The sequence below is a fragment of the Aquimarina penaris genome, from assembly GCF_040786285.1.
Classification (GTDB): domain Bacteria; phylum Bacteroidota; class Bacteroidia; order Flavobacteriales; family Flavobacteriaceae; genus Aquimarina.
The window spans coordinates 133999-146504 of sequence record NZ_JBFMKQ010000005.1 but is presented as its reverse complement, the minus strand read 5'-3'; the positions used below and the strand labels follow the sequence as shown (position 1 = coordinate 146504).

General features: G+C 34.2%; 11 protein-coding genes. 9 read left to right on the top strand and 2 right to left on the bottom strand.

The annotated features are described in order from the left end of the window. The first annotated feature begins 72 nt into the window (after positions 1 to 72). From ABW637_RS20300 to ABW637_RS20260, 9 genes are all read left to right on the top strand, one after another. Positions 73 to 603 carry a DsrE family protein gene (locus ABW637_RS20300; protein ID WP_367586558.1) on the top strand — a complete coding sequence of 177 codons (531 nt, stop codon included), beginning with the start codon at positions 73 to 75 and terminating at the stop codon, positions 601 to 603. A 58-nt stretch (positions 604 to 661) separates the two neighbouring features. After that, complete coding sequence (locus ABW637_RS20295) at positions 662 to 1900, top strand: amidohydrolase (protein WP_367586712.1); 1239 nt, start codon at positions 662 to 664, stop codon at positions 1898 to 1900. A gap of 16 nt (positions 1901 to 1916) precedes the next feature. Next, positions 1917 to 3500 (top strand): FMN-binding glutamate synthase family protein, encoded by a 1584-nt coding sequence (locus ABW637_RS20290; RefSeq protein WP_367586557.1) that lies wholly within the window; start codon positions 1917 to 1919, stop codon positions 3498 to 3500. A gap of 18 nt (positions 3501 to 3518) precedes the next feature. Further along, entirely contained in the window at positions 3519 to 4037 is a 519-nt protein-coding gene (locus ABW637_RS20285) for a DUF7935 family protein (RefSeq protein ID WP_367586556.1), read from the top strand. Between the two features lie 16 nt (positions 4038 to 4053). Further along, positions 4054 to 4524, top strand: coding sequence for a hypothetical protein (locus ABW637_RS20280; protein WP_367586555.1), 471 nt, complete (start codon positions 4054 to 4056; stop codon positions 4522 to 4524). Positions 4525 to 4671: 147 nt separating this feature from the next. Next, positions 4672 to 5253 carry a DUF3885 domain-containing protein gene (locus tag ABW637_RS20275; RefSeq protein ID WP_367586554.1) on the top strand — a complete coding sequence of 194 codons (582 nt, stop codon included), beginning with the start codon at positions 4672 to 4674 and terminating at the stop codon, positions 5251 to 5253. A gap of 195 nt (positions 5254 to 5448) precedes the next feature. After that, positions 5449 to 6255 carry a CPBP family intramembrane glutamic endopeptidase gene (locus tag ABW637_RS20270; protein WP_367586553.1) on the top strand — a complete coding sequence of 269 codons (807 nt, stop codon included), beginning with the start codon at positions 5449 to 5451 and terminating at the stop codon, positions 6253 to 6255. Positions 6256 to 6501: 246 nt separating this feature from the next. Continuing rightward, complete coding sequence (locus ABW637_RS20265; protein WP_367586552.1) at positions 6502 to 7455, top strand: nuclear transport factor 2 family protein; 954 nt, start codon at positions 6502 to 6504, stop codon at positions 7453 to 7455. A 273-nt stretch (positions 7456 to 7728) separates the two neighbouring features. Beyond that, positions 7729 to 9471, top strand: coding sequence for an amidohydrolase family protein (locus ABW637_RS20260; RefSeq protein ID WP_367586551.1), 1743 nt, complete (start codon positions 7729 to 7731; stop codon positions 9469 to 9471). Between the two features lie 5 nt (positions 9472 to 9476). Here ABW637_RS20260 and ABW637_RS20255 read toward each other — a convergent pair whose 3' ends face one another. Together ABW637_RS20255 and ABW637_RS20250 are read right to left on the bottom strand one after the other, a co-directional pair. Then, positions 9477 to 10400: a patatin-like phospholipase family protein gene (locus ABW637_RS20255; RefSeq protein ID WP_367586550.1), complete on the bottom strand. Its 924-nt coding sequence runs from the start codon at positions 10398 to 10400 to the stop codon at positions 9477 to 9479. A gap of 9 nt (positions 10401 to 10409) precedes the next feature. Then, positions 10410 to 12494, bottom strand: a complete 2085-nt coding sequence (locus tag ABW637_RS20250) for a M1 family metallopeptidase (RefSeq protein WP_367586549.1) — start codon at positions 12492 to 12494, stop codon at positions 10410 to 10412. Between the last annotated feature and the right edge of the window lie 12 nt (positions 12495 to 12506).

Sequence of the window (12506 nt, the reverse complement as noted above, 5' to 3'; positions counted from 1 at the left end):
AAAAAATCTAAATAGTATTTTAACTTTCCTTTAATAGATTTTTGAATATCTTTAGAAACCAAAATATAACCCTTGAAAAACAAACTAGCTACTTATATCATATTGGTACTGCCCTTTCTAATTTTCTCTCAAGAAGAAGGAAAAGTAATCTCAGGTTATGGTAAAACATATAAAGTAGTCAATCCAGAGTATAAAACCGATACAAAACACGATCTAAAAGTTGTGTTTGATATCGGAAGAACTTTTGCAGATAGCTCAAAAGTAAATCCACTTATAAACACCGCAGCCAGGTTTCTTAACATGCATGAAAAGGCAGGAGTTTCTGTTGAAAAGCTTAAAGTGGCTATGGTACTTCATGGTGGCGCATCTTACGATATTTTGAATGATGCAAAGTATAAAGCAAAATATGGTATTATCAATCCAAATACCAAGCTTATTGCTGCGCTATCAGAAAAAGGGGTACAAATTATTTTATGCGGTCAAACTGCAGCATATCGAAAGATAACAAAAGAAGACGTACTGCCAGAAATAAAATTTGCTCTATCTGCTATGACGGCATTAGTGCAATTACAAAACGAAAACTACAGACTTATCAATTTTTAAACAAATGAATACGTACACACAAACACTTTTACTCGTCATTTTAGCTGCTTTTAGCACTATGCAAGCGCAACAAATCGATCCTGATATCGATAAAATGTCTAAAGAATTAGAACCAAAAGTTATCGAATGGAGAAGGGATTTTCATCAAAACCCTGAACTCTCTAATCATGAATTCGAAACTGCTAAGAAAATTGCAAAACACCTTAAGGATTTAGGACTCGAAGTAACAGAAAATGTTGCCAAAACAGGAGTCGTAGCCCTTCTAAAAGGGAGTGGTAAAGGAAAAACGGTAGCCCTAAGAGCTGATATTGATGCACTACCCGTTACAGAAAGAGCAGATGTTCCCTTTAAATCCAAAGTAAAAACCACGTTTCTTAATACCGAAGTTGGTGTAAGCCATGCCTGTGGTCATGATACCCATATAGCTATATTAATGGGAGCTGCAGAGGTTCTTTCTAAACATAAAGACAAGATAAACGGTACCGTAAAGTTTATTTTTCAACCAGCAGAAGAAGGTCCGCCACCAGGAGAAGAAGGAGGAGCAAAATTAATGATTAAAGAAGGGGTTTTAAAAAACCCGGATGTAGATGCTATTTTTGGCTTACACATTAATTCAGGCACGGAGGTTGGAAAAATTCGTTACAAACCGGGAGGAACTATGGCCGCTGTAGAGCGATTTGTTATCAACGTAAAAGGAAAGCAAACTCATGGCTCTGCTCCATGGACAGGTGTTGATCCCATCTTAATTTCGGCAAAAATAATTGATGGTTTGCAGACTATTATTAGTAGAGAATCTCCCCTAGTCAATGAAGCCGCTGTAATCACAGTAGGTAAAATAACAAGTGGAGTGCGTTTTAATATCATACCAGAAAGTGCCGAACTGATCGGAACGGTAAGAACATTAGATCCAAAAATGAGAGAACTTATTATTAGAAGAATGAATGAAATGGTTCCTTCTATTGCTAAAGCTTATGGAGGAGACGCCACAATAGAGTTTCAAAATAATACATCTATAACTTACAATGATCCGGATTTGGTAAAAAAGATGTTACCAACGATTCAAGGTATTGCCGGCAAAGAGAATGTAATTTTGGCAAAGGCGACTACGGGTGGTGAAGATTTTTCATATTTTCAAGAGGTTGTCCCTGGGTTTTATTTCTTTTTAGGCGGAAAATCCCCAGGAACGGAAAAAGCAGCCGCTCATCATACACCAGACTTTTATATCGATGAAAGCGGATTGCTATTGGGTGTAAAAGTGATGTCGCAATTAACTATTGATTATTTAAACGCACAATAAATAGATTGCTTTAACAATGGAAAGTACACTTGATTTTTTGAGTTCAATATCATGGTGGGTTTGGGGTATTATAGCACTGGTATTAGTCGCTATCAGAGATATCTTTTTTAATAAAAAGCATACTATAAAACATAACTTTCCGATTATTGGTCATCTTCGCTATATACTAGAGAGTATTGGTCCCGAGATGAGGCAATATTTTGTAGCAAACAATCGAGAAGAGCTTCCATTTAACAGAATAGAAAGAGGTTGGGTATATGCATCCTCTAAAAATGAAAATAATTATGAAGGCTTTGGTACAGATCGAGATATCTATCTGCATCAGCACATTTTTGTAAAAAATTGTATGATTCCATTTAAAATGGATAAAAATCACCCCAATAAAGAGGATAAAACATTTCTTCCTTGTGCAAAAATAATGGGACAGTATAACCAGCGCAAAAAGCCCTATCGACCAGGTTCTATTGTTAACGTTTCCGCCATGAGTTTTGGTTCCCTTTCTTCGAGAGCCGTAGCATCTTTAAACATTGGAATAGAAAAGTCTAATGCATACCACAATACAGGAGAAGGTGGCCTCTCCCCTTATCATAGTAACGGAGGAGATGTAATATTTCATTTTGGAACGGGCTACTTTGGTGTTCGCGACGAAAATGGTGGGTTTTCGATGCAAAAAATGAAGGAATTAGTAGCTGAAAATCCGTTCATTAAGGCCATAGAAATTAAACTTTCGCAAGGTGCAAAACCAGGAAAAGGAGGCGTTCTTCCAGGAGCTAAGATTACTCAAGAAATTGCTAAAATTAGAGGTGTCGAGGTAGGTAAAGATGTATTATCGCCATCCGCACACACTGCTTTTACAAGTGTTCCTGAACTATTACAATTCATAGAAGATATCGCCGAAGAAACAGGACTACCTGTAGGAATTAAAGCTGCAATTGGTAAAACAGAGCAATGGGAGCTTCTTGCCGAACTTATGGCTAAGACTAATCGTGGCCCCGATTTTATTACCATCGATGGTGGTGAAGGAGGTACAGGTGCAGCTCCACCTAGTTTTGCAGATCATGTATCCTTACCATGGGTATATGGTTTTACTGCTATTTATAAAATTTTTCAAAAACATAAGCTCACCGAACGCGTTGTTTTTATTGGTAGTGGTAAGCTTGGGTTTCCTGCCAAGGCTGCAATGGCTTTTGCCATGGGTGTAGATTGCATTAATGTCGCACGTGAGGCAATGATGAGTATTGGTTGCATCCAGGCACAGATATGTCATACCAATAGATGTCCTAGTGGTGTGGCTACACAAAGTAAATGGTTACAAAAAGGTATTAATATTCCGCTAAAATCGGATCGCCTGGCACAATACTTTAAAACATTCAGAAAAGAATTTATAGAAATAACGCATGCCGCAGGATATGAGCATCCCTGTCAATTTACCATGCAAGATGTTGATCTTAATGTAGATGATGGAGAATTGACCAAAACCTTAGAAGAATCTTTTAAATACACCAAAACACCAGTTGAGTATACCTGTGCTCAAGATTTAAAAGATTGTACGTACCTTGGCGGTAATTACAAAAAAGAAACTGAAATAGAACACTCATAAAACACAATATAGTAACCAATGGATTTCGAAATTATTCCTTTAGTCATATCTCTCATCCCTGCAACATTAATAACAGTACTTGCTTTTTATTTTTTTAAGCTCCATACTACCAACGAAGAGCAACGTCGTCGATTTCTTTTACATCGAGAAAATCAAAAACAATCGTTCCCGTTACGACTTCAGGCTTATGAGCGTATTGCTCTTTTTTTAGAACGTATCTCGCCAGGAAAATTATTAACCAGAGTGGCTCCTATTGCAGAAGAGGCTAAAAGTTATGAATCACTCTTGACGCATACGATAGACCAGGAATTTGAACATAATCTTACACAACAAATTTATGTATCTGATGAATGTTGGAACACGGTTATTGCTGCAAAAAATGCAACCAAAGGTTTAATTAGACAAGTAGCCCTAAAAGAAGAGGTAGATTCTGCGGATAAAATGAGAGAAGTAATTCTTACCGAAATTATAGAAAAAGGCGCTCCTAGCGATGTTGCATTAGCTTTTATTAAAGAGGAAATTTCTGATTTGTTCTAATCTAAAACATAAAATAATGGCAATTGCTATTATAAACTTGTTACCCATAATTACAATGAGGACTAAAAAAGCTAAAAAGTACGATGAGCAACTCGACCGGGAAATTGAGAAAGCTGTCTCAAGATTCTCCGAGCATCTTATGTCAAACTCAAAATGGGTTCGACTCATAGATACCCTTGTTGATAATGCTTCCAAGATTAAAAAAATTGAATTTAAAAAAGTCCAAAAAAACCAAATTGGAGAATTATACCTGACTGAGGGCACAACTTATGGGTTTGACTATTGGCAAAATGGATTCGAAGGTCATAATTCATTTGGTTGTTGGTTGGTCTTCAAGGAAATTGAATATCTAGTCTTTCCAAAAGTTGTTAACTCTGACAAGCAACTTGAACAAGATTTGACAGAAATTAAAGATCTGATAGATAAAGTTGGTCAGTTCTTTCTTGATATTGATGATAATGGAATTAAACTGATCTGTTATAAATAAAAAACTATGGGTAACACAGTGTATGAATTTATTGCGGCGGAATTTCCTTATCGGAAATTCACCTTCATTAATTATCTTTAGCAACGGCGGAAAATACTTGCGTACTTTCTCGCAACTAATTATACACTAAAAGTTGTAACACATCCAATGAACTATATCGAATTCAATAAATATTGGAACACCAATTATCCTGAATCTAATCCAATTGGATATAAACTAAGAAGTATTTATCAGAATAGATGGTTACGAATTCATAGTTTGCCCGAATCAAAAAGATACGCTGAATCTGAAGAAGATTACCAAATAATTCTTGAAAGACAAAATGAATTATTTCTCAAATTAATGGGAGAAAATGCAGATATTATAATTTTGATTGGACAATATGAAATCGAACAAAAGGATGGATTCTTAAAGGAATTCTCCGATTTTGGTCAATTTGTAAAATGTAAAACAGTCGAACTCCATAAAATATATCCTGAGGAATATGATCCTGATGATTTTTATAACATTTATATCAAACCAGATAATTGGAGGAAGAATTCTCAAAATGAGATGTTGAAAAAGATCGTGGATGATGAATTTAGAGCAATTTTTATCTGTCCGAAAAGGAATTGTATTTTAGCTCCTTATGATGGCGGAATGGATATAATAGTCGACAATCAGGAAAAAAGGAACAATTTAAAAGCAAAATATAAAGATTGGCTTTCGGAAAGAGAAGATGGAATGTAGCAAAGAAAAACGCATTACAACACTATATATGGGATCATAGCAGATAAATGATGAATCGAATGGTTATTGTAATTTTGGCAAGGCGCAATGCTTGCAGCGAGGAAAAGTTAGCAATCAATGCGCAGAAAAATCGAAAAGCTAGGTAACATTTTGCCTGGATACGATACATATATTAAACGTTAGCTACAATTATAAATGAACATCCTTAAAGCAATTTTACTTACAGCCTTATTAATGGGATTAGAAGTATTAATTTCTTTAGGGCTTTATGAATTTGTAGAACCAAAAGCAACTGATTCATTAAGTTCAGATAATCACCTAATACATTATTTCGGAATTACAGGATGCTTAACTACAGTAATAGCATATTTTATAGTTTTCTATTTGTCGTTCAAAGCTGTATTCGACTATAATAAAGGAATCGACAAAGTGAAAGTTATCAAACCTAAATTTCTATTCTATTTAATAGCAATAACCATTGGACTTGAGTTCTTTGACAGACCATTGTTTGATTTTAGTAAAATTTATGACTATTTGAGTGGTGCAGAATTAAAACCATTCGAATTTTCCAAAAGTTCAAACTTGTCAGTTTTTTATCGTGGAATATCAGTTCTGATAATTGCACCAATATTCGAGGAACTTTTCTTTCGAAAGTTTTTATTCGGAGAACTATTAAAAAAATACTCATCTAATGTTTCAATACTTGTTTCGAGTATTTGTTTCTCTATCATTCATCTACCCAGCTATCGAAACTTGATACCAACATTTATATTTGGTATTATAGCCTGCCTCATCTATAAAAAAACTAGAAACATATTTTATACAATAATCCTACACTTTTTGGCTAATTTAAGTTGGTTGCTATTAGTGTCTTATGGAAAATCCTATTATGAATGGAGTTATGGGCTGAATTACAATTTCATTTATTGGTTGTTATTCATTTTTGGAATAGGATTGACTTATATTGGAATTAAAAAAATAACAGTAGCTAACAATGTATAAGAAAACATAGAGCTTTAGGGCTTAATCAAAAGATCTGTGATTCTTTACAAAGTTGCCAAATGTGAAATTTACAGTTCATTTTTATTTTATATTTTGGTAATTGTAGTCCTTCGGTGGGCATTTACTAAAAATGATAAAAGTAAAATATTTAAATTTGGCTTAATACCAGTTCGAAACGTATTGCTTATCACCTGCCCTACGTTTCTTATACGAGACTTTGAACTCAATACACAATAGAAATAGACTATGAAAATTATTAAGACCATCTTACCTCTACTCTTCGTTTTTATTTTTACAAAAATAAATTCTCAAACCGAATCAATTCAATTTGAACTAAATGGCAGAAATGCTACCGATATTTCAAAAAACCCTTTTGGAAAGTTTATTGGTGAGTGGGCTCTAAAAGATGATATCTGGACACACAATTGGGGAAATGGAACCGAAACAATAAAAATTCCAAAGCATCATACGGTATCAAAGCAAATGAATACGAACAATAGTCTTTTATCGATTATAGACGGCCCAGAACCCAATGGACATATTTTCTGGTCTTACAACCCAAATACAAAAGAAGTTCATCATTTATCTAGCTTTGGAACAATTAGAGCCGGTAATGGAAGTGGAACAATACATGAGAATGGAGATGTACAATTAAAACTTATTTTCGAAGGAGAACCAGCAGGAACGTACCGGATTTATAATTACAAATGGCTTAATGAAAATGAATATCATATGAAGTCAGTACAATTTAACGCTAATGATGAGCCAACCGGCTTATTTTATGAAGGAAATTTTGTACGTCTCGATTTGAATAAAAATGATACTCTTAAAAAAGAAATTACGAAACTTTTAAAAGTTCTGGATGATAATCACATTGAAGTGAAAGAACAATTAAATGTTTATTCAAATGATATAGTTCACATGGCCCCAAATAACCCTGTGATCACTAACAAAGAAGACCTTAAACACTATTTGGAAGAGCAAAGAAAGTACGGTACTACTGAAATGAAACATCAAATTGTAGAGATAGAACCGCTAGGGAATAAGATTTTAATGAGAGGAATGGTGACAGGTACTTTTAATCCAAGTAATGGCGAAAAACCATTTGAATTTAAAACTAAAAATTTGTTTGTATTCGAAAAAATAAAAGGAGCGTTAAAAATTTCGAAAGTCATTTATAATATATCTCCAAATAACTAAAAACCCGGCCTACAATGATTATAAATAATTGCTTGGTTTTTCGATTTCTGAAAATTCTTATAGAATTTTCACTTAATGTCTATTCGTAAAGTTAAGTACTAACCTTTGTAACTACTCATATTCGAGACGTTGAAATTAAAATATATAAATTACAAAACATTTAAACACACTATATCACCTTAAGAGGTCCCATATACACTATATATCAATTATCAAACAAAAATAGTTTACAAAACAACTACCAATAATTTAAGAAAATAAGTTAAAATCAATATGAAAACTAAGCTCTTCCTCTCATTTTTATTCATACTAAGCTTTTCTTTCACTCTTTTGTCACAAACATATATTAGAAATGTGACTATAGTAGATGTAGAAGAACAAAGTTTAACTCCTCATCAAACTATAGGCATCAAAAATGGTTTAATCACAGCAATACAACATGACAAAAAAACTATAGTTCCTGATAATGCCAATGTAATCAATGGCAATGGAAGATATGTAGTACCTGGATTAACTGATGCCCACATACACTTTTTTCAAAATGGAGGATTATATGCTCGTCCAGATATTATTGATCTGCGCAATGAAATGCCGTATCAAAAGGAGATCGATTTATCTCATCAAAATATGGATAACGTATTGCGTAGATACCTGCAAAATGGTATCACCAATGTAATCGATGTGGGATCCTCTGTTAATTTTTTAAAACGAAAAGAACAATTTAAGGATAAAGATTATTCACCTTCCATTTATATGACTGGTCCTTTATTGACCACTTACGAGCCTGCAGTATATAAAGATCTAAAAGATGATACACCTTTTAGCTTGGTAAAAACCGTTGAAGATGGGGTTGCTATGGTACAAAAACAATTGCCTTATCATCCAGATTTTATTAAAATTTGGTATATCACCTCTCGAGATGGTTCTGGAATAGAAGCTAGTGCACGCAAAAATCTACCTATTATTAAAGCCATAATAGATGAAGCTCATAAAAACAATTTAAAAGTTACTGTTCATGCAACCGAAAGAATTACTGCGCAACTTGCCGTAGAAAACGGATGTGACTTTTTAGTACACAGTATTGAGGATGAAATTTTGAAAGATGATTTTGTACAACTTTTAAAGAAAAACAAAACCATTATTTGCCCTACTTTAGTTGTTCAAGGTGGTTATATTAACACCTTTGGACAAAAACTTGATTTTGGCAATCATGAACTACTAAAATCAGACCCATATCAATTAGGTTCATTATTGGATTTAAAACATATATCAGATACCCTTCTGGTAAATCGATACAAAAAAAGTGCTACTTCGAAAAAGAATCTCGCACGTTTTAAGAAATTAGATTCTATCAAAATGATGAATCTAAAAATACTATCCGATGCCGGTGTCTTAATTGCCACCGGAACAGATGCTGGAAATATTGGTACTCTGCACGCTTCGTCTTATTTAGCAGAATTGAAAGCTATGCAAAAAAGCGGAATGAGTACTTGGCAAATTATCCAAGCTTCAACTATCAATGGAGCAAAAATCCTTAACAAAGAGAATGAATTTGGGACCGTAAGTATTGGCAAAAAAGCCAACCTGGTCATTTTAGATAAAAATCCAATTGAAAATATTGAAAACATAACTACTGTCTATCGTGTAGTGAACAAAGGCATTGTTTTCAATCCCGATGAGCTTATTCAAGACATGCCTTCAGATTTGGTACAACGCCAGTTAAATGCTTATAATTTTAGAAATATCGAAGCCTTTTTAGAACCTTATGCCGAGGATGTTGAGGTATATACATATTCTAACAAATTACAATATAAAGGTAAAGAAACCATGAGGAAGAGATATTCTAAAATGTTTGAAGTCGCGGTTGGTTTACATTGTGAATTAAAAGAAAGAATCGTACAAGGCAATATTGTAATTGACAAAGAGCATGTCACCTTTAAGGATAGAGCGGTTGAGGCAGTTGCCATTTATCACATAGAAAACAATAAGATTAGTAAGGTATATTTTATTAATTAAACAACCTACCCCGCCATATCAATATCTTTTAGTTTATTTTCTTCGGCTTGTTTTGCTTTTCGAGCGGCATACATAAATCCTTGTCGCCACCAATTACCCATCAATTTTTTGTCAAAAATCAAGGAGTTTTCGGTTAATTTTGATGGAGTATAGTACAAATTTAAAGGTACATTCTTATTAATTGCCGCCAATTTACCTACAATAGTATCATGCCCTTCAACCTGATCCAACATATACCCAAACAGATTGACCATTAGTGAAAATGGGTTTTTTCCCAAGATTTTATTATGCTCCATATTCTCAGATTCCAGGATAATAGCATCAACTTCGGTCGCTCCTCTTCGTATAGCTTCGCGTATGGGAACCATGCACCCAAATCCCCCATCGGCATATTCGCATTCATTCTTGGTCACTAAGCTCATAAAAGGCACATAGTTACAAGATATCCAGATCCAATCACAAAAGTCTTCGTATGAAAAATCATTAATAGACTTATATTCTGTTCTATTTTTGGTAAGGTTAGAAACGGTAACCACTACATCGGCAGATTTTCTGCGTGCTAATCTAAATTCGGCTTCAGAGAAATTCTTTCGTATAGAGTTTCTAAGATTTTTACTTTCACCAAAAGTGCGCTTCTTTTTAATAAATTGCCATAAGGACGCAAAAAAGTTAATAGAAACAAACTCACGATTTCCTTTCTTACGAACCACAAATGGGTTTACATTAAAAATTGTATGTTGATTCACATTGGTGTAGATATCATACATCTTACCTATATTACCTAAGGCAAGCTGAGGCACCAAAAGACTACCGGTAGAAGTCCCTAGAAACAAGTCATATTTTCGACCAGCTTCATTCATTAAATATTGAGCTACGCCACCGGCGTATGCTCCTTTACTTCCTCCTCCGGAAATTACCAATGCACGCATATATTTTTACTATGGGGTTAATTTTTTTTGTAAAAAATCTTGTTGATTCTTCGGTAAATTATCCTTTAAAACTACATATTTCTTTTTATATTTTTCATCTTTTAGTAGTTTATCGAGAATTTTTCTACAGGAACTCCTAAAACGCCAATTATGGTGTGTCGCCCCATGAACAAGATCCACTAATGATTGGTCGGAAAAAGCTTGCAAACTTTCTAAATAAGAAAACGCATTTTCTCTTACGCTAAAATGATATTTTGGAGAGGTATACCCAGAAAGCTCATTAAAAAACTTTTGATGTTTATCGGTTTGATAGTCCTGGGTACTTAATGCCAAAACTAACCAAAGCACTCTCACATTACGATCACTAAAGCCAATGATCTCTTTGGTAGTCTCGAGGTATTCTTTTCGATTTTCGGGAAAACTTGCCCATAAATGATACAATGCTGGTTCTATGGTCGCATACGATGAATCTTGTAATAATGATTCATATTCTTCTTTTAAATCAGTAGGAATGGTACTCAATGTATTCGCTATAGACTGACGTACAAATATATTAGCACTGGCAAATCCTTTGTCATATAATGCAATAGCCTCTGGAGAAGTTTTTCCTTCTAGTTGATAAATCGCTTCCTGCCCCAGGTAATCATTCGTTGGTGAATCCAATGCTTTAGCCAAAATTTGCCATTTACCAGCCATAGGTTGCGTTCGCTCTTTGGCCAAAGTCAAATATTCTTTAATAAATGAAGATTTTGTAAGGATCCCCAACGCTTCTTCTGAAGGAAACTGTACATTCTCTAACCATGTTTTTTTATACTCGGTCAAATCTTTGCCACTCACTGTTGTAGCCACCGCAATAAAGTCATCTGTATTAGCATTCCTGAATTTATGATTCTCTAGAAAATTGTGCACAGTGATTTTAAAACTCGTATCCCCTATTAAATTTCTTAGGGCATGTATTGCCCATGCTCCTCTTTGGTAAAAGGTTAAAGAACTAGCCTTAGGATCCAGTAATGAGGTTGCATTTGGTGTTTTTGAAAGCGCTGTAAGTTGTTCTGCACTTTCATATAACTTATATAGAAAATAATCCTCTCCAAAAATCTCTTTTTCTGCCAATAGCGCATAATACGTTGCAAACCCTTCTTGCAGCCAGTGGTGTGTTCCTTCAGTTTCTGTAACGAGATCTCCAAACCATTGATGCGCCAACTCATGGGCATTAACATTAATATAATTACGATCAATATAAGCCGTTTCATCAACTACAAAAGCATCAGAAAAAATGGTAGTTCCTGTATTCTCCATACCGGCATATAAAAAATCTTTCACCGGGATTTGTTTATAATTCTGCCAAGGAAAAGAAAAACCAATTTCTGCCTCTAAAAAGTCGAATATCTTTTTACTATACTTGTAAGTCGACTCAAACTTATTCTTATCGGCTGGATAATAATACATTTCTAACGGAATCCCGCTCGCAGAAGTTTCTACTACTTTTTCATAGTTACCAATCGCTAATGCAAGAAGGTAGCTACTCATAGGATGTTGCATATCATACTGCCACCGTTGTATAGAATCATTAACGGTTTCAGATTTTAATAACTTTCCGTTAGCAATTACTTCAAAACCTTTGGTATAATTAATAGTAAGATCGAACTCTACTTTTTCATTCATGTCATCAAAACTAGGTAACCAATTAGAGGTATATTTTCCTTGTCCTTGGGTCCATACTTGATCTTTGCCTTGATAGTCCTGTACAAAATACATTGCTTTTTTTGGTGATGCTGCATATTCTATAGCAACATTATGATCAGTATTGGTTTTAAAATCTGAATCGACAATAATTTTCTTATCATCATATTTAAAGTCAGTTTTCTTTCCATCTAACATTATGTTCTTGATTTGCATCTTTTGTGCATCAATAAAAACAGACGTAGTAGGTTGAAGAATCTTAAACGTATACTTCACTGTACCCATTACTGCTTTATCTTTGGCATTAACAGTAATATTAACCCGACCCTTTAAAAAGTCTACCGAATCTATTTGTTGTGCCGTGCTTCCGAAGAAAATGAAACTGAAAAATATGTATATACTAATTCGCATGTTCTGATGTAA

Bases quoted from the DNA above. Each gene is read 5' to 3' on its own strand.
- ABW637_RS20290 (WP_367586557.1), top strand. From the start codon at position 1,917: ATGGAAAGTACACTTGATTTTTTGAGTTCAATATCATGGTGGGTTTGG.
- ABW637_RS20280 (WP_367586555.1), top strand. From the start codon at position 4,054: ATGGCAATTGCTATTATAAACTTGTTACCCATAATTACAATGAGGACT.
- ABW637_RS20250 (WP_367586549.1), bottom strand. From the start codon at position 12,494: ATGCGAATTAGTATATACATATTTTTCAGTTTCATTTTCTTCGGAAGC.
- ABW637_RS20255 (WP_367586550.1), bottom strand. From the start codon at position 10,400: ATGCGTGCATTGGTAATTTCCGGAGGAGGAAGTAAAGGAGCATACGCC.
- ABW637_RS20260 (WP_367586551.1), top strand. From the start codon at position 7,729: ATGAAAACTAAGCTCTTCCTCTCATTTTTATTCATACTAAGCTTTTCT.
- ABW637_RS20285 (WP_367586556.1), top strand. From the start codon at position 3,519: ATGGATTTCGAAATTATTCCTTTAGTCATATCTCTCATCCCTGCAACA.
- ABW637_RS20295 (WP_367586712.1), top strand. From the start codon at position 662: ATGCAAGCGCAACAAATCGATCCTGATATCGATAAAATGTCTAAAGAA.
- ABW637_RS20265 (WP_367586552.1), top strand. From the start codon at position 6,502: ATGAAAATTATTAAGACCATCTTACCTCTACTCTTCGTTTTTATTTTT.
- ABW637_RS20270 (WP_367586553.1), top strand. From the start codon at position 5,449: ATGAACATCCTTAAAGCAATTTTACTTACAGCCTTATTAATGGGATTA.
- ABW637_RS20275 (WP_367586554.1), top strand. From the start codon at position 4,672: ATGAACTATATCGAATTCAATAAATATTGGAACACCAATTATCCTGAA.